General features: G+C 59.7%; 20 protein-coding genes. 9 read left to right on the top strand and 11 right to left on the bottom strand.

Going from position 1 to position 16085, the window contains the following annotated elements:
- Positions 1-40: 40 nt before the first annotated feature.
- On the bottom strand, positions 41-1159 hold the full coding sequence (locus DXY16_RS07725; protein WP_115120662.1) for a DUF1254 domain-containing protein: 1119 nt from the start codon (positions 1157-1159) through the stop codon (positions 41-43).
- A gap of 130 nt (positions 1160-1289) precedes the next feature.
- On the opposite strand from DXY16_RS07725, the gene cbiE reads away from it, so the two are divergent.
- Both cbiE and DXY16_RS15285 read left to right on the top strand, forming a co-directional pair.
- On the top strand, positions 1290-2636 hold the full coding sequence (gene cbiE, locus DXY16_RS07720) for a precorrin-6y C5,15-methyltransferase (decarboxylating) subunit CbiE (RefSeq protein ID WP_115120661.1): 1347 nt from the start codon (positions 1290-1292) through the stop codon (positions 2634-2636).
- A 6-nt stretch (positions 2637-2642) separates the two neighbouring features.
- The gene (locus tag DXY16_RS15285; RefSeq protein WP_256359590.1) at positions 2643-2777 is read left to right on the top strand and encodes a hypothetical protein; all 135 of its coding nucleotides are present in this window, start codon (positions 2643-2645) and stop codon (positions 2775-2777) included.
- A gap of 136 nt (positions 2778-2913) precedes the next feature.
- Here the strand turns inward: DXY16_RS15285 and DXY16_RS07715 are convergent, their stop codons facing one another.
- The 4 genes from DXY16_RS07715 to DXY16_RS07700 form a co-directional block, all read right to left on the bottom strand.
- Positions 2914-3351, bottom strand: coding sequence for a DUF192 domain-containing protein (locus DXY16_RS07715; RefSeq protein ID WP_244281631.1), 438 nt, complete (start codon positions 3349-3351; stop codon positions 2914-2916).
- 307 nt (positions 3352-3658) lie between these two features.
- Complete coding sequence (locus DXY16_RS07710; protein WP_115120659.1) at positions 3659-4090, bottom strand: VOC family protein; 432 nt, start codon at positions 4088-4090, stop codon at positions 3659-3661.
- 345 nt (positions 4091-4435) lie between these two features.
- Positions 4436-5113 (bottom strand): response regulator transcription factor, encoded by a 678-nt coding sequence (locus DXY16_RS07705; protein ID WP_115120658.1) that lies wholly within the window; start codon positions 5111-5113, stop codon positions 4436-4438.
- A gap of 5 nt (positions 5114-5118) precedes the next feature.
- A complete protein-coding gene (locus DXY16_RS07700; protein WP_115120948.1) occupies positions 5119-6039 on the bottom strand; it encodes an NAD(+) kinase in 921 nt (306 codons plus the stop codon).
- Positions 6040-6200: 161 nt separating this feature from the next.
- Between DXY16_RS07700 and DXY16_RS07695 the strand changes: the two genes are divergently transcribed.
- Entirely contained in the window at positions 6201-8204 is a 2004-nt protein-coding gene (locus DXY16_RS07695; protein WP_115120657.1) for a hypothetical protein, read from the top strand.
- A 36-nt stretch (positions 8205-8240) separates the two neighbouring features.
- On the opposite strand, the gene DXY16_RS07690 is transcribed toward DXY16_RS07695, so the two are convergent.
- Positions 8241-8486, bottom strand: a complete 246-nt coding sequence (locus DXY16_RS07690) for a hypothetical protein (protein WP_137007075.1) — start codon at positions 8484-8486, stop codon at positions 8241-8243.
- Between the two features lie 5 nt (positions 8487-8491).
- Positions 8492-9499 carry a phenylalanine--tRNA ligase subunit alpha gene (pheS, locus tag DXY16_RS07685; protein WP_115120655.1) on the bottom strand — a complete coding sequence of 336 codons (1008 nt, stop codon included), beginning with the start codon at positions 9497-9499 and terminating at the stop codon, positions 8492-8494.
- Positions 9500-9572: 73 nt separating this feature from the next.
- Between pheS and surE the strand changes: the two genes are divergently transcribed.
- On the top strand, positions 9573-10382 hold the full coding sequence (surE, locus tag DXY16_RS07680) for a 5'/3'-nucleotidase SurE (RefSeq protein ID WP_115120654.1): 810 nt from the start codon (positions 9573-9575) through the stop codon (positions 10380-10382).
- A gap of 54 nt (positions 10383-10436) precedes the next feature.
- Here the strand turns inward: surE and DXY16_RS07675 are convergent, their stop codons facing one another.
- Positions 10437-10982, bottom strand: a complete 546-nt coding sequence (locus tag DXY16_RS07675) for a DUF3611 family protein (RefSeq protein WP_115120947.1) — start codon at positions 10980-10982, stop codon at positions 10437-10439.
- A gap of 59 nt (positions 10983-11041) precedes the next feature.
- Between DXY16_RS07675 and DXY16_RS07670 the strand changes: the two genes are divergently transcribed.
- On the top strand, positions 11042-11986 hold the full coding sequence (locus DXY16_RS07670) for a bifunctional riboflavin kinase/FAD synthetase (protein WP_115120653.1): 945 nt from the start codon (positions 11042-11044) through the stop codon (positions 11984-11986).
- On the opposite strand, the gene DXY16_RS15280 is transcribed toward DXY16_RS07670, so the two are convergent.
- Positions 11965-12096 (bottom strand): hypothetical protein, encoded by a 132-nt coding sequence (locus tag DXY16_RS15280; RefSeq protein ID WP_256359592.1) that lies wholly within the window; start codon positions 12094-12096, stop codon positions 11965-11967. The genes DXY16_RS07670 and DXY16_RS15280 overlap by 22 nt on opposite strands.
- A 27-nt stretch (positions 12097-12123) precedes the next feature.
- On the opposite strand from DXY16_RS15280, the gene DXY16_RS07665 reads away from it, so the two are divergent.
- The 4 genes from DXY16_RS07665 (at position 12124) to DXY16_RS07645 (ending at position 14978) form a co-directional block, all read left to right on the top strand.
- Positions 12124-13170 carry a thiamine phosphate synthase gene (locus tag DXY16_RS07665; RefSeq protein ID WP_115120652.1) on the top strand — a complete coding sequence of 349 codons (1047 nt, stop codon included), beginning with the start codon at positions 12124-12126 and terminating at the stop codon, positions 13168-13170.
- Positions 13171-13198: 28 nt separating this feature from the next.
- A complete protein-coding gene (gene thiS / locus DXY16_RS07660; RefSeq protein ID WP_115120651.1) occupies positions 13199-13414 on the top strand; it encodes a sulfur carrier protein ThiS in 216 nt (71 codons plus the stop codon).
- A 24-nt stretch (positions 13415-13438) separates the two neighbouring features.
- Positions 13439-14410 (top strand): DUF1517 domain-containing protein, encoded by a 972-nt coding sequence (locus DXY16_RS07655; protein WP_244281610.1) that lies wholly within the window; start codon positions 13439-13441, stop codon positions 14408-14410.
- Positions 14411-14795: 385 nt separating this feature from the next.
- Positions 14796-14978: a hypothetical protein gene (locus tag DXY16_RS07645; RefSeq protein ID WP_115120649.1), complete on the top strand. Its 183-nt coding sequence runs from the start codon at positions 14796-14798 to the stop codon at positions 14976-14978.
- Here the strand turns inward: DXY16_RS07645 and larB are convergent.
- Both larB and DXY16_RS07635 read right to left on the bottom strand, forming a co-directional pair.
- On the bottom strand, positions 14968-15690 hold the full coding sequence (larB, locus tag DXY16_RS07640; protein ID WP_115120648.1) for a nickel pincer cofactor biosynthesis protein LarB: 723 nt from the start codon (positions 15688-15690) through the stop codon (positions 14968-14970). The genes DXY16_RS07645 and larB overlap by 11 nt on opposite strands.
- Positions 15687-16034: a TIGR03792 family protein gene (locus DXY16_RS07635; protein WP_244281629.1), complete on the bottom strand. Its 348-nt coding sequence runs from the start codon at positions 16032-16034 to the stop codon at positions 15687-15689. Before DXY16_RS07635 ends, larB begins: the two co-directional genes overlap by 4 nt.
- Positions 16035-16085 lie beyond the last annotated feature (51 nt).

Here is a 16085-nt window from a genome sequence, read left to right as displayed (position 1 = left end):
AAGCATGCAGAGGCCAGAGCAGACCTGGCCCATGCCTGCATCACTGGGCAGGTTGAAACTGCGGGGGGATCCAGCTGCCGTTGAAATAGGCCTCTGTCGGCGAATAGATGCGCACTGCAGCATTCCAACCGGGATAGATATCTAAGTAGTTGTCTTGGCTGGCATCACCACCAACGTGAATCACATACTCACCGTTGGTATTCTGCTTAGCAAAAGCACTGTTGATGTTGTACTTCTCACCAACCGCAAATCCCTGCTTGTCGTAGATGGTCACCGACCAGAAGGCCCGGGGATCATTGGGCACATCCTTGAGGACAAGTTTCTGGGGCTCAGTGGAGTTCACCACTTTGGGGAAGGGGTAAACGGCCCCCTGTTTTGGCAGACCACCCCAACCAATCGCCACACCAAAGTTACGCATCTCCTCACTAATCTCACCTCGCTGACCGAAGGCCATCTCCGACGTGACGCCCTCAGGTGCCATCCGTTCGTTGTAGGCGGCGCGCAAGGCCAGGATCTCCTTCATGTCGTACTTGTGTGGGGAGATGAACTCACCCTTCTGTGCCTGCTCCAGCTGGATCTGATCCTGAACAGCACCTGCTTTCTTGAGATCCGCAGCATCCTGCATATTCACCTGCGTGCGCACGAAGGCGAAGACGTAGCGACTACCCATGGATTCTTTGGTCAGTTCATAGCGACCAGGCTTGTCACTGATCAGGGGAATCCAGTGCTCTCCATCCACAACTTCAAGGATCTGATACCGATCGGTATCGGGAAGCACCACCGTGGCCGGACTGTCCAAATCCAGAACCGCGAACGAATACAGCGTGTCGAAATTAGGGCGCAAAATCGTGCGGTCTTCTGGATCCATGCCCTTTTTCAGATGCAGAAACTCGCCTACACCAGAACTGCACGTGCCTTTGGCAATCTTGCGCACATATTCCGCCAAGATCACCTCGGTTTCCGCATGCGCGTAGTTGGTCTTGTTGACCGGAGTGATTGCCGTTGCGGTTTGCACCACCGCGGCCTTAGGGCACGGAGCAGCAGATGTTGCAGGCTGAGAAAGAGCGGCGTGATGCTGAGAGGCACCAAGCATCCCCAAGCTCAAGGCAGAGGCGAACAACACCCCCGAACGCTGGAGTGGGCGAAAAAGCGAAGGCATACCAACAAACAAACTTTCACTCTCAGTAGCTATCAATGCGCTGAATGGCAGATGAAGCGGCGATCAACAGGGAGCGAACAGCACCGTCGGAACCATCAAGGCCACTCTCAGCAACGAGCACAATGACGGCATGATCGATGTGATCGGCACCGATGCCGGAGCTCCGCACTCCCTGCCGGCAACCCAGCAACAGCAGCTCCGCAACGCTGCGCTGATCGCGGCACCCAAGCGTTTACTGGCGGCCCTAGACGCCTGGGAACCCTGCGGAGAAGCACAGCAACGCATTGCCAGTGACAACCCTGCAGTGCTCGGTGACGCACTCGCCGCGCTCGATCGAAACACCCCTGCCGTCGTCCTCGCCAGCGGAGATCCTCTCTGGTTTGGCATTGGCCGCTACCTCAGCGAACGCCTCGGAGCTGAACGACTGCGCTTTCACCCCGGGCCAAGTTCTCTGCAACTGGCCTTCGCCCGGTTGGGGCGTTCTTGGCAGGACGCGGACTGGGTCAGCCTGCATGGCAGGGATCCGCTCAGCCTCAGCCGCACACTTCAACAACGCCCAGAAGCACTGGCCGTGCTCACCGATCCCAGCCGCGGCGGCGTTGAGGAAGTGCGCACAATCCTGAGCGGAAGTGGCCTGGAAGCGGCCTATGCGCTCTGGCTCTTTGAAGCTCTCGGCCATGCCGATGAACGTGTGCAGTGCTTGGAACCAGGACAGACCACTCCAGCCGATCTGCATCCCCTTCATTTAGTGGTGCTGCTTGCCAAACCAGCCGCACCACCTGCAGCCATGCGGTTGCCGCTGTTCGGGCTGGACGACGGCCTCTTCCTGCAGCACAGCGACCGACCTGGCTTAATGACCAAACGGGAGGTGCGCATCCAACTTCTGGCAGAGCTTGAACTGCCTGCTCAGGGCGTGTTGTGGGACCTGGGTGCAGGCACTGGCAGCGTGGGGCTGGAAGCCCTTCGACTGCGACCGGAGCTGAAGCTACTGGCGATTGAAAAGCGGGGAGGCGGGGCCAGATTGATCCAGGCGAACGCGGAGCGATTGCAGGTCAAACCCTGTGCTGTTTTGGAAGGGGATGCCTTTCAACTGCTGGGGGCCATGGCCCAGTGCCAGCCCACCACCTCCGTTCCTGAGTCGGTCCCCGAAGCTGTCCCGGCCGCACTGCGCCGACCCGACCGAGTGCTCATCGGCGGTGGAGGCAAACAGCGGGCAGCCTTGTTAAAAGCCGTTCTGCAACACCTCAACCCCGGGGGGCTCGTGCTCATTCCTCTCGCCACGCTGGAGGCTCTTGCCGAGCTGCGGCCGATCCTGAACAACGCCGGGCTGCAGGTCACACTCAGCCAACATCAGGCCTGGCGCGGGCAGTCCCTAGGGGACGGCACCCGGCTGGCACCCATGAACCCTGTGCTGCTGCTTAAGGGTTCAGCAGCACAGAGGAGCAACACGGCAGACTCAGGCTCACATCAGTCCTGAACAGCGATGGCCCTTCAAAAGCGCGAGAAACAGGTGTCTCCCCTGCGCCTCAAGATCACCCTGCTGATCGCAGGCTTCGGACCGCTGGTGGCAGTCGGTCTGTTTCTGCAATCCAAGGGATTCTTCAATGCCGTCAACTGAGAAGACCAGAAACGACCCAGGGCCTCGATCGCAGCCAAGACAAGTCGGGGCAATGCCCAGGCGAAAGCTCTTGCGGAGATCGCGAGAGAGCGACAGCACGGAGTGGCAGGACAGCGGGGCGTCGTGGCCTTGAGGATCACTTCGTGGTGGTGGTGGATCCAGGCATGAACGACTCAATCATCACCGCATCACCCAGCTCAATGCCCAGCCGTTCAGCCTCACCAGCGCCGAGTTCAATCACACTGTCAGCGGGATCGATCTTGCCGTCAGCATCCACATCGGCTCCATAGCTGGGGCATGGCAAAGAAGAACAGAACGGCACATCGCGATGAATGGCGATCACCCTGTTGTCGAGCACAAACACCATGTCGAGCGGAGTAATGGTGTTGTGCATCCAGAATTTGAGGGGCAACCGTTGCTTAAACGGAAACCACATCCCCCTCAGGGGTGGAAGTGGCGGGCGCTGCATCAGGCCGAGGCGTTGTTCTTCCCTCTGATCCGCCACCTCAAGGTCAATACATATCCGGCTGTTCAAACACCAGCGCGCTTCGATCGGCAACTGCTGTGGTGGCATGCCCTGCGCCTGTGCGAACAGGGCACCTGAGCCGGTCTGCACGACCGCAAGACCAGCCGCCACCGCTAAGCCTCTCAGCATTCGCTCACGTGACCTCACAACGTCGATTCCTCTCGATGAACAGCACTGGCATCCATGCCCTAGGGCCGCCTTAGCGACTCTGACCAGCTGAGAGCTGACAGTCGGACAGACAGGCCAACGATTCAGTCAAACCGAGCATGACGATGCGGAGCCCACAGCTGACCCCAGATGAAACATCGGCCGCCTGCAAACAAATAACCGCCGCCACAACGCGTTGCTGAACGGCTCAGCAACTCTTGAGCTCGATCCCGTTGCCCTCAGGGTCGCGGAACTGAATCGAAGGCCCATTTCCCTCGGCGCCAAAGCGGGTTTGCAACGTGGCCCGGGCCTCAATGCCATGGCTTTTCAAATAATCCAAGAGCGCATCGGCATCAAATGGATGCACTTTCAACGCCACATGGTCCATATTGCGGCCGCTGGCCGCTGGTGGTGCCGTATCTCCCGTAGCCCCACCAAGTTTCCCCAGAACCCCATCCACGGGCACCAAGTCGATCAGGCCATTGCCAACACGCAGATGCCAAAGATCCAAAGCTTCGTTGTGCTTTGCCAGCTCACATCCCAACACCGTTGTGTAGAAATCGAGCATGGAATCCAAGTCGCGCACACGAATCACGACATGATCGATGCCAAGCAGAGGTAGGGACGTTATTAATGCCACACGAACTGTCTAGCAACAAAGACAAGCCCGCTACCATTACAAACAATCAAGACCTATGAACTTCGACCCTCTGGACCCAAAAACTCCCCAGGCAACGCCAAGAAAAGACGCACGCCAGCGCAGGAGGCACCTTAAACAGAGACACCATAAGTGTTCAGACAGCGCACCTTTCAAAGCGATCAAGGCCTAACCAAGACTCCCAAAATCTCCTAATCGCAGGAATAACGAATCAAAACCTATTCAACAACAAAAGAACGAAAATAAAGACAAATTGGTTGATTGACTGAACAAGCTAAAAGACCGCAGCTTCAACTGAGATTGAATTCAGTTTTTGCGAGCTCAAATTCAGGATTCCAAGGACGGCAGACCATCGCTCAGGCTGTACCCCTTACCGCGGATGGTATGAATTAAACGTTGTTCACCATTCTGCTCAAGTTTTTGACGCAAGTAGCGCACATACACCTCAATCACGTTGCTGGATGTGCGCTGATCGCCATTCCAAACCTCAGACAGAATCTGCTCGCGGCTCACCACCTGCCCCGCCTGGCTGAACAACAGCATCAGCAGGGCATATTCCCGAGCAGTCAGCGCCACAGGCCTGCCACCGCGACGCACCTGACGGCAACTGGAATCCACACTCAGATCAGCCAGCTGAAGAACGGTTGGTCGCTTGCGATCGCGCTGCTGAATTGTGAGGTGCAGGCGTAGACGCTGCAGCAAGTCACTGATGCCCAACGATGAGAGCCAGAAATCATTGGCACCCGCACTCAAGCAAGTTTCCCGCCCCTGAATGCTGTCCTCCCCCACATCCAGAAGGATCGGCATGGAGCCAACACGGGCGCGCAAAGCGGGGATCAAATTGGCCTGCGCAGCTGACACGATCGCCAAAGCGGGCGTGGCCTCAGGGGGAGGGGCGAAGGACGCCGCACCGGCACTCCAATCGAGGGGCTGATAGCCCGACGCCTCGAGGCGAGCAGCCAGCCCGACCGCCTGATCGCCCACAAGCAACACCGCTTCTGCCACAGCCGCTAAAGCTCCGTTTTCGGTGGATCCGGCTTGGCCACGTGCGGGAGGCCCCAGCCCAATTTATTGCGAAGAACCTGAAAGAACTCATGGTCTGACAGGCGAACGAATCGCACCGGATGCTCGCTTCGACGAATCAAGACCCGGTCTTCTGGCCACACGTAACAACCAGCACTTCCATCCACCACCATGATCAGCCGTTCCGGGGTGGCCGGGAACACCGTCACCGGCTCCTGGTCGCTGAACACCAGCGCCCTTGAGGCCAAAGAGTGCGGAGCGATGGGAGTGAGCTGCAGCACTGGACAATCCGGGGTAATCACCGGCCCCCCGGCGCTGAGCGCATAAGCGGTGGAACCTGTGGGGGTGGAGAGGATGACACCATCAGCGGAGATGTCCACCGGCGCATGACGACCGATCGCGATCTCGAAATGGCACATGCTGGTGAGTGGTTCTCGGTGCAGAGCCATCTCGTTCAAGCACAGCGCTTCCCAACGGCGCTGATCACCGCGCATCACACTCACAACCAGGTTGGCGCGCTCCTCAATCGTCCATTGCTCGGTGAGCACCTGCTCGATCGCTTGATCGAGGTTGTCGAGATAAGCCTCCGCCAGGAAGCCCAAGTGGCCGGTGTTGATCGTCAGGATTGGCACCCCCACAGGAGCGGTCTGACGCGCTGCTGACAAGACAGTGCCATCACCGCCAAGCACGATGGCCAAGGCCATTGAGGGATCAAACCCCTCAGGCACGCAAGCGTTGTAACCCAGCATGCGTAGGTGCTGATCCGGGTTCGCAAAGCCCACCATGCCGCCAGCACTGCTGACCCGCACGACGTCATGGCCGGCCCGCTCCAGACTGGCTTGGATGGTCTGCGCGGTCTCGACCGCCAGCGTCTTGCCGTCATTCACGATCAGTCCAACCTTGGGCACCGATCGAATCACGCAATAGGTGGATCACTTTATGAGAGAGAACCGTCTCCAGGGCACAGGGTGGGGATTTGTGATGCCTGCAGTCGGGTCTTGGCCCGCTTCAAAGAGCACTGCCAACAAGAGTTCTCGTCGCTAAGGAGAGAGAAGACTCCCTGAAGCCGATGCTGCTCGCTCGCTCCACACCCTTGGCTCTACTGCTGTCTGCACTTGGGATAGGAGTTGCGTCTTGCTCCTTCGGAGGGGGAAACGCATTGAGCGGGAAACTCTCCCTAATGGGTGAACCGGTTCAGCAGGCCACCATCAACGTGTGGCGCAGCCGCGGTGGAGAAGACGCCAAGCTTTTACAAACGCTGAAATCGAAATCTGACGGGTCTTTCAAGCTGGCTCTCAAGCCTGAAAAAGGAAGCGTTGACTACCTCGTTGCCGAAGGGGGCAGCGTCAATGGCGAGACAGCGGACAAGCTCACGATGTTGACCGTTCTGGATCAAAACACCACTGAAAGCGTCCATATCAATGAACTGACAACCGTCGGCTCGGTATGGCCCAATGCCCAGTTATTCGAAGGAGATCAACTCACAGGCAGCACCAGTGCACTGGCGATTGGCTCCAGCCAAGTCCACAACCTTGTCAACCAAACATCAGGGACCTTCGGTGACACCCTGTTAAACAGCGCCAATCTGCTCAACTCCGAAACAGCCGTTCGCATGAACGTGCTTTCAAACCTGTTAGCTCTCTGCGGACAAACCTCTCAGTCCACTGGCTGTACTTCACTCCTAAGCCTGACTAGAGCAGACAACACCCTTGCGGCGATGATCTCCATCGCCCGCCAGCCCTGGAACAATGTTGCAGCTCTCTACCAATTATTCGAGAGCAACTACCCCGTTGATCAGGCCACACAACTTCGTTCCAGCGCAAGCCTTCCTTACCTGCTCTTCCAGCCCGATAATTTTTCCTTGTCAATCCGGCTCGATGGCGGTGGCGCACTCGCCCTCGGCAAGTTGATGTTTGATCACAAAGGCAACGCCTGGAGTGGTGCCAATTGGATGCCGGGATCGCAATCTGGCGTGGTCAACAGCATTGGCGGAGGTGTGACGCATTTTGGCCCAGGAGGTAAGGCCCTCTCTCCTCCCATCACTGGCTACAACGGCCAGGGTCTGAACGGAACCGGTTGGGGGACAGGAATCTCAGAAAAGTATGCATGGGTTGGCACATTCAATAACCGAGTCGGCGTTTTTTCACTGGAAGACGGCAAGGCCCTTGGTCCTGCCACCATCGATCAACCCGTGGGCCAACTGCAAGGGGTCGGCACTGCAGGAAATGGAGACGTTTGGATCGCCGACAACACCGGAAACCACATGATTCATTTTCCCGGTGGCGACTATACCCAGGGGAAAAGAATCTCAATCAAGGGCCTTCAGGCACCTTTTGGTGTAGCCATTGATGCTCAAAATCGCGTCTGGGTCAGTAGCAGCTTTAATAACAAAATCACCGTTTTCCCAGCGGATTCACCTGAACAATCAACTGCCATCGAGGTCAATCTTGGCACTCGCGGAATTGCCGTGGATTCAACCGGCCATGTATGGATCGCCCAACAAACCCACTCGCCAGAAGGCGCTCTAGCACCAGGCGCCAAGATCCCACCGGGAATCCCCGCCAATCCACCCCAACCGAAAACAATTATGCAGGAATTTGCGGCGGGGGCGGAGTTCTATGTTGACAATCCCACGCTGACGCAGTCTGGGGTTGCTGCTGTCATCTCACCAGACCTAAAAGTTGTCAAGAACGACATCGCAAAAGGGATCGCATACATTCCCTGGGGGGTCACGATTGACGGCAACGACAATGTCTGGATCGGCAACCTCTATGGACAAAGCTTGATTCACATCTGTGGGATGCAACCGAGCACATGCCCTGAGGGGAAAAGCACGGGTGATGTCATTCACAATTACCAAAGTGGAGTCATCCAAATCACCACCGATGTGATCGTTGACGATGCCGGCAATCTCTGGAGTGCCAACAACTGGTTTGACGGTGAGGTGGTCATCAACAAAACGCCAAACGCTCGAACCTCCACCTTTCCCGGAGGGCAGGGCCTTGTTGTGACTTATGGCGTCGCAGCACCAGTTCAGAACCCCCTGATGGGCCCAGTGCGCAAACCCGACTAAGCCTCAGCGTCAGCTGGAGCGCAGCAGCGCCACGATTCACGCGAGCCCCAAGAGGGTCGCAGCACCTCCACCGCCCACACAGCCACCGCCCACACAGCCACCGCCCACACAGCCACCGCCCACACAGCCACCGCCCCCACAGCCACCGCCCCCACAGCCACCGCCTTCACAGCCGCTGCAAACGGCTGTGAGCTGTGATGGGGTCGTCGCAAAGCAGGTCAGGCTTGGTTGTTCAGAAGAAAAGGGCAGACAGGTTTCTGCGCTGTCGCCCAGGCCGAGCAATGGGCTCAGAACTGCTCCAAGAAGCGCAGATCGCTGGTGTACAGCCTGCGAATGTCATCGATTCCATGGCGCACCATGCAGAAGCGCTCCACACCCAGGCCGGCAGCGAAGCCGCTGAAGCGCTCAGGGTCGAGTCCCAGGCCTTCCAACACAGCAGGGTCGACCATGCCGCAGCCCATCACCTCAAGCCAGCGGCCGCGCCATTGCACATCCACCTCCGCCGAGGGCTCTGTAAAGGGGAAATAACTGGCCCGGAAGCGCACCGGCAAATCACCGAAGAATGCTTTCAGAAACGCCATCACCGTGCCGCGGAGATGGCTGAAATCGAGCCCCTCGTCGATCGCCAGCACCTCCACCTGATGAAACACAGGCGAGTGGGTGGCATCCACCGCATCGCGGCGGTAAACCCTTCCTGGAGCCACGATCCGAACCGGTGGAGGGGTCTGCTCCAACTGGCGGATCTGCACCGGAGAGGTGTGAGTGCGCAGCAGCAGGTTGTCTTTCAAATAGAACGTGTCCTGCATGTCCCGGGCCGGATGGTCGGGCGGGATGTTGAGTGCGGTGAAGTTGTAGTGATCGGTCTCCACCTCAGGGCCTTCCACCATCCGATAACCAAGGCCACAGAAAAGATCAACGATCTCTTCTGTGGTGGTGATCAGGGGGTGTCGATGGCCCATCGGCACGCCAGAAGCCGCCGCCGTCACATCGAGAGTTTCACGCGCGAGGCGGGCGTCCAGAGCCGCACTCTTCACTGCCTGCAAGCGCTCACTAAGCAGCGCCTGCACTTGGGTTTTGAGCACGTTGGCCCGCTGACCCACCAGCGGGCGTTCGTTGCCCGGAAGCTTGCCCATGGCACCAAGCACCCCGGAGAGGCGCCCTTTCTTGCCCAGCAAACTCACCCGTAATTGCTCAAGGGCATCGGCATCGGCTGCAGCAGCAATCTCTGCAGCGGCCTCTGTTTCCAGGGCCTCCAGCTGGTCGGTGAGCTGCTGAAGAGACACTGTGGCGCTCACGGCATTGGGATCGCAGCGACTGACTGTAAGCAGCAGCGACGCTTAGGTTCCCCTCAGCCCCCTCCGGCATGCCATGCCCCCGCTGCGGATCCTGATCAGCAATGACGACGGCGTCTTCGCCGATGGCATCAAAGCTCTGGCCCTGGCCGCCGCCGCCCGCGGCCACCTGGTCACGGTGGTGTGCCCCGATCAGGAGCGCTCTGCCACCGGCCATGGCCTCACCCTCCAGCAACCAATCCGGGCCGAACGCGCTGATGAGTTGTTCGGCCAAGGGGTCACCGCCTGGGCTTGCAGCGGCACGCCTGCCGACTGCATGAAGCTGGCCCTGTTTGAACTGCTGGATTCCCCCCCTGACCTGGTGCTATCGGGGATCAACCACGGCCCCAACCTGGGCACAGATGTGTTCTGCTCCGGCACCGTTGCTGCAGCCATGGAAGGCACCCTGGAACAACTGCCGGCCATGGCAGTGAGCAGCGCCTGCTTCCAGTGGCGTCAGTTCGAGGGCGCCGGTGAGCTGGCCCTGGATGTGGCGGAATCAGCCCTTCGGGACGGCTGGCCAGACAACCTGCTGCTCAATCTCAACATTCCCCCCTGCCACCCCGATGCAATGGGGCCTCTGCGCTGGACACGGCTCTCGATCCGACGGTACGAAGAGCAGTTCAGCCCCCGCAAGGACCCCCGTGGTCGCACCTACTACTGGCTAGCGGGGGAAGCTGTGGAAGATCTCGAATCCGGCGGCGATGGTCCGCGTGACTGGCCCACGGACGTCGCCCAGATCCAGACCAATGCCCCATCACTCACCCCAATCCAGCCGGAGCTTTTCTGGCGAGGAGGCCTGTCAGCCCTCCCCAGCATCAACCTGAGTGGCCAGGCCGTGCGTTAAGCACCGAAGCGGTGTTCGACGCAGCCAACCTTGGCTCGATTGAACGGGCGCGGTTCAACGGGCGCGGTAGATCCGCTGCAAGAACCAGAGCGAGAACAGCAGACCAATCAAATGGGCAAACAACACCTGGGTGTTGCTGAGCACCGAGAGCATTTCCAGTGAAGTAATCGACTCTTGCCGCCCCAGGACCTGGCCGGGAGTCTGCTGTGAAGCCTGAAAAAACAAGATGCCAGCCAGAGCCTGGTAGCCCAGAACAGCGAAGACCAGACCAATCAGATCGGCAAGCAAACCACGCTTGATTGTGCGACTCGCTTCTCCACGACTAGGGCGAGCATTGCTTCCCAGAGCACGACCGAGACCCACCATCAACCAGCCTTGCCAGAGGCTGAACAGCAGCACAAGGAACGCCAGAGTGGTGAGAGATAGTCCCGGGCTCAGGCCAAGAGCTCGATTGGACTCACGACTAAGGCGGCCACCGATGTTGTTGAAGATGAGAAGCCCCATCACCACGATGCCAAGGGCGGTTTGAATCCAGAAGCGGATCCAGGCCATCCGCCGCAATCCGAGGGCAAGCATCTGGAGATCAAGACGGTCAGCCATGCGAGCTGTTCGGCAGTCGTCCAAACTTGCCATCAACCCTTGCCGGATGCACGGCCGTCTTGATACCCCTCTGCTCACCACAGCAGGCCCGTACCCCCACGGCCCTAGCTCTCGGAAGCTTTGACGGCCTCCATGCAGGCCACCGCCGCGTGATCGATGCCGTATGCAGTCAGCCCTGTGGTGGCGTGCCCACGGTGGTCAGCTTCTGGCCTCATCCCAGGGAAGTGCTCCATGGCGAAGCCCGCCTTCGCCTCGACCTACCCGGAGAGAAATTAGAGCTGCTGCAACCGCTCGGGATCGACCAGCTGGTCCTGGTGCCCTTTGATCGGGCCCTGGCCCAACTCAGCGCCGAAGACTTCGTTCGCACGATGCTGCTCGACACCCTTCAAGCCCGACACATCGCCGTGGGCGCCAATTTCCGCTTTGGACGCGGACGCCAGGGGAGCACGCAAACCCTGCAACAGATCTGCGCTGAGGCCAATGTGCGCGTCACTGTGCTGCCGATCCTGGAGGACTCCAGCGGAAGGATGAGCAGCAGCCGCATCCGCACCGCCCTTGGCGACGGTGAACTAGACGTGGCGAGCGCACTGCTCGGTCGCCCCTATCGCTTCAGCGGCACCGTTGTGCGGGGCAGGGGACTGGGGCACAAGCTCGGCTGGCCCACCGCCAATCTGCAAGTGGATGGGCGCAAATTTCTACCCGGCCTTGGGGTGTATGCCGCCTGGGCCCGGGTGGGAGATCAGCCAGAGCGCTTGCCTGCGGTCATGAACCTCGGCCCCCAGCCCACCGTGGATCCAGACTCGCCCTCCGCGGTGGAGGTGCACCTGCTCGACACCAGCCTTGAACTGGTCGGGACCACGCTCACCGTTGAGCCCGTGCAACGCCTACGCGGCCAACAACGCTTTTCAGGCCTGGAGGAACTCAGCAACCAGATCGGCCGGGATGCTGAGCAGGCCCGTCGCCGCCTCACTGACGACCCGGTTCAAATGACGGAACCTGGATAGGCGTTGGTCAAGCCCCAGACAATGAACACACCGATGCCCCCCAGCAAAAGGATCCCCCACACCAACACGTGCATCGGGCTGTCGGATCCACCGTTGTCCATGGAAACCATCGAACATGTGATCGTTCCAACCCTGCCATGAAATCGATGCCTGTGGCCCCCCGCAGCGAGCAGTGTGTGGCGAGGCTGATTGATGCCAACCTCGACCGTGCCCGCGAGGGCTTACGCGTGGTGGAGGACTGGTGCCGCTTCGGGCTGGATCGTGCCGACCTGGTGCAACCCCTTAAAGATTGGCGCCAGCAGCTTGGGCAACGCCACCGTGAGCACTACAAACAGGCCCGCTCCACCGCCGAAGACACCGCGGCGGGAATGGCTCACCCTGCCCAGCAGCAGCGAACCCAGCCAAAGCAGATTGTGGAGGCCAACTGCGCCCGGGTGCAGGAAGCCCTGAGAGTTCTTGAAGAATTTGGCCGCGACCAGGATGCGGAGCTGGCCCGCACTGCAGCCACCATTCGCTACGGCCTTTACGACCTCGAAGTCACAATCCTCCAGGCCGGCAAACGCGCCGAGCGCCGCCAACGCCTGGACCAATGCCACCTCTGCCTGATTACGGCCCCGGCAGAAGGGATGCTGGAGCGGGTACGAGCCGCCCTCAGCGCCGGAGTCTCGCTGGTGCAATACCGCGCGAAACAGGGTCATGACCGCGACCGACTCGCCGAAGCCCAAGCGATTGCCGGGCTATGCCGTGACCATGGAGCGTTGTTCATCGTCAATGACCGCATCGATCTGGCCCTGCTGGTAGATGCGGACGGTGTTCACCTTGGCCAAGACGATCTACCCACCGCAGCCGCCCGCAGCCTGATCGGCGACGGTCGACTACTCGGGCGCAGCACCCACAACCTGGAGCAACTGCAGCAGGCCCAGCAGGAAGATTGCGATTACCTCGGAGTGGGGCCGATCTACGCCACCGACACCAAACCGGACAGCACCGCCCAGGGGCTCCATTGGGCAGTACAGGCCAGCGAGCAGGCAAGCCTGCCCTGGTTCGCCATTGGTGGCATCCATGCCGATCGCATCCCGGAGCTGCGGCAAGCGGGCGTTCGCAGGGTTGCGGTGGTGGGCGCGATCATGGCTGCTGACGACCCTCAGGCCTCCAGCCAAGTGCTTCTGGCCGCGCTGGCCTGATCCACATCCTTCGCTCAGCACAGCTCCGATGGCAACACTCACAATTCAGGTGAACGGCACGGAGCGCACGGTGGAGGCAAGCCCCTCCACGCTGGCTTGTGTGGTGGAGCGCCTTGGGCATCACCCCAAACTGGTGGTGGTGGAATTCAACGGACTGATCCTGACCCCGGAGCGATGGGCAGAACAGATGGTTCAGAACGGCGACAAGCTCGAAATCGTCACCATCGTGGGTGGTGGTTCCTAGAGTCATCTCATTCGCCTCGCTGTGTTGAAGCGTTCGTCGCTCTCCCTCCGCTCCAGCCAGATCAGCCGGATCCTGCGGCGCGGACTGTCGGCATTGTTGGTGCCGGTCTTGGTCGCAGGCCTGCTTGTGCTCCAACCGCAGCCCAGTCACGCAGCCCGTGGAGGGCGAATCGGAGGCGGTAGCTTCCGTGCCCCTTCCATGCCAAGGGGCGGCGGTTACGGCCGCAGCTATGGCGGTGGTGGCTACGGGCGCGGCTATGGCGGCGGTGGTATCGGCTTTCCCTTCTTGATCCCCATCGGCCTCGGTGGTGGTGGCGGCCTGCTGGGCCTGTTCGCGATCATGGCGATTGCCGGCGTGGTGATGAACGCTTTCCGCAGCAACAGCGGCGGTGCAGCCATGGGTGGGTATGAGCGTCCGCAGTCTTTAAGCAGTGGGCCCGTCACCCTGGTGCAACTCCAGATCGGACTGCTAGCCAATGCCAAGGCTCTGCAGCAAGATCTCCGCCAACTGGCCGCGAGCGCCGACACCGGTTCTTCCAGTGGGCTCCAGCGTGTTCTCCAAGAAACCACCCTGGCACTCCTGCGTCAGCCTGATCTTTGGGTTTACGCCGCCGTTGAAAACGGCAGCGTTCCTTTCAATGCTGCGGAATCAACTTTCAACCGCCTGTCGATGACCGAGCGCAGCAAGTTGCGCGAAGAACTCACGTCCAATGTGGGTGGTCGAAAGAACAGTGATAGCGGCGACATTCAAGCCGTCGGTGATGCTGATGCCACGAATGAATACATCGCCGTCACCGTGCTGGTGGCGAGCCGCAGTCCGGTGAAGATCAAACGGATCGACACCAGTGAAGGGCTACGCGAGTCTCTACGCATCCTCGGCTCCACCTCCTCCACCGATCTGATGGCCCTCGAGGTGATCTGGCAACCGGATGGTGCTGGGGACGTGCTCAGCGCCGAAGAGCTGGTCACTGTGTATCCCAATCTCCAGCACCTCTAAGCGGGTGAACTCCCCAAACCCAATTGGAAGTCAGGTTGCGCGATCACGCCACGCATGACAAGCCTGAATTCTTCTGATCAAGTACAGATTTCAGCGCTTTCAATTCGGCGCAAACTCTCTAAGGTCCAATGATTGTCAATTGCTCCTGACCTTGGCTCCCGCCTCCTGCCTCGACCCCCGCTCCATGCAATGGCAGGCGAATGGTGAGCTCGATCGAAACGAGTTATTTGATCTCGTTCGTCTCCTTGGTGACGTCGAAGGTCCTGAGCTCAGAAGCGAACTCCATCGGCTAAGCAGCCAAGTCGAATCAACGGATTGATTCAAGGCTTGTCCCATTGCGCCAGCTTCTGAGCTGCTTCATCCTTCGCCCAACCTGCATCGGGTCATGGCTCGGCGTTCCCCTCAGTGGATCAATTCGTCTGTGCTGATGGAAGCACTGATGCGCTATCAGGAAGGTCGTTTACCTCTCTCGATGAAACGTTGGGTCGAAGAATTGCTCGATCTCAACACCGACGAGGCATCAACGGCAGCTCTTCTGCCAAGCCCCCATCCCATCTTCAACGACTGAGCCCTGTCCCGCCGTTGGACTGAAGAATGCGCAGGGCCGCCATCGCCGCTCCATAACCGTTGTCGATGTTGACCACCGTCAGCCCCGGTGCACAGCTCGCGAGCATGCCCTCCAGGGCTGTGCGCCCGCCTGCACTGACTCCATAGCCAACGGACACCGGCACACCGATCACCGGCTGGGGCACCAAACCGGCCAGCACCGTGGGCAAGGCTCCTTCCATCCCCGCGCAGGCAATCAAAACCTGGCAAGGCTTTAGTCGAGGCAACTGCTCCAGCAGACGATGAAGCCCGGCCACCCCCACATCAAGCATCAAGCCGCATGCAACACCGTGGCACTGCAGAGCCAACTGCGCTTCTGACGCAACCGTGAGATCACTCGTGCCTGCACCAAGCACCATCACCTCTCCCAGCTCTGCACGCCGAACAGGCAACCTCCCGAAGCTGAGACAGCGGGCAGACGCGTACCAACGCAGCACTGCTGCTTCTGATTGAGCCGCAAGCAAGGTTCGCACCGTGCGTGCCTTCTCCTCACTCACACGAGTGACCAAAGCGAGCTGATCCCGCTCTGCCAACTGATTCAAGATCGCAGCGATCTGCTCAGCGCTTTTGTGTTCACCCCATATCGCTTCATGCAAGCCGATACGAGCGGGTCGTCCCCAGTCGAAGCGGACGTCATCGCGCTGCTGCTGATCGGAGGCTGGAAAGTCGCTCACTGCGGCAACAACTCACCTTCAAAGACGAGTGGGAAGGGATTACCACTGGCAAGACCAGTGCCCTCCCGGGCCAGTCGCTCAAACTGATCCTGAACCTTGTTCACATCGGCCTGCGGAATAGCCTTCCACTGCGCCCTGCTCTGCCAGCGAATCAGCAGAGTTCCTTCCTCAGTCGTGGCATCCCAGAGCAGATCACGGCCGAGAAAGCCATCCTGCTGTGCCAACCAAGGCTCCCAGCTGCCCTGCTCCGCCTCGAGCCAAATGGCTCGTGCTTCCACGGGCACTTTGACCCGCAGATGCTCAACAACGGCAGCATCAGAGGAGTCGGAAACGTTTGAAGCCATAGCGGCAGAGGCGAACGAGGCAGGCACCCACCACATCAGAGCGGCCGCAAG

The sequence above is a fragment of the Synechococcus sp. UW105 genome, from assembly GCF_900473935.1.
Classification (GTDB): Bacteria; Cyanobacteriota; Cyanobacteriia; order PCC-6307; family Cyanobiaceae; genus Synechococcus_C.
This window is presented reverse-complemented; position numbering and strand designations above follow the sequence as displayed.

What these genes read in the sequence shown, in the direction of transcription:
- DXY16_RS15285 (WP_256359590.1), top strand. Translation starts at nt 2,643, where the DNA reads ATGGCCCTTCAAAAGCGCGAGAAACAGGTGTCTCCCCTGCGCCTCAAG.
- DXY16_RS15280 (WP_256359592.1), bottom strand. Translation starts at nt 12,096, where the DNA reads ATGGTTTCCATGGACAACGGTGGATCCGACAGCCCGATGCACGTGTTG.
- DXY16_RS07635 (WP_244281629.1), bottom strand. Translation starts at nt 16,034, where the DNA reads ATGGCTTCAAACGTTTCCGACTCCTCTGATGCTGCCGTTGTTGAGCAT.
- DXY16_RS07645 (WP_115120649.1), top strand. Translation starts at nt 14,796, where the DNA reads ATGGCTCGGCGTTCCCCTCAGTGGATCAATTCGTCTGTGCTGATGGAA.
- DXY16_RS07675 (WP_115120947.1), bottom strand. Translation starts at nt 10,982, where the DNA reads ATGGCTGACCGTCTTGATCTCCAGATGCTTGCCCTCGGATTGCGGCGG.
- DXY16_RS07695 (WP_115120657.1), top strand. Translation starts at nt 6,201, where the DNA reads ATGCTGCTCGCTCGCTCCACACCCTTGGCTCTACTGCTGTCTGCACTT.
- DXY16_RS07665 (WP_115120652.1), top strand. Translation starts at nt 12,124, where the DNA reads ATGAAATCGATGCCTGTGGCCCCCCGCAGCGAGCAGTGTGTGGCGAGG.
- DXY16_RS07715 (WP_244281631.1), bottom strand. Translation starts at nt 3,351, where the DNA reads ATGCCACCACAGCAGTTGCCGATCGAAGCGCGCTGGTGTTTGAACAGC.
- DXY16_RS07725 (WP_115120662.1), bottom strand. Translation starts at nt 1,159, where the DNA reads ATGCCTTCGCTTTTTCGCCCACTCCAGCGTTCGGGGGTGTTGTTCGCC.
- thiS (WP_115120651.1), top strand. Translation starts at nt 13,199, where the DNA reads ATGGCAACACTCACAATTCAGGTGAACGGCACGGAGCGCACGGTGGAG.
- surE (WP_115120654.1), top strand. Translation starts at nt 9,573, where the DNA reads ATGCCCCCGCTGCGGATCCTGATCAGCAATGACGACGGCGTCTTCGCC.
- cbiE (WP_115120661.1), top strand. Translation starts at nt 1,290, where the DNA reads ATGATCGATGTGATCGGCACCGATGCCGGAGCTCCGCACTCCCTGCCG.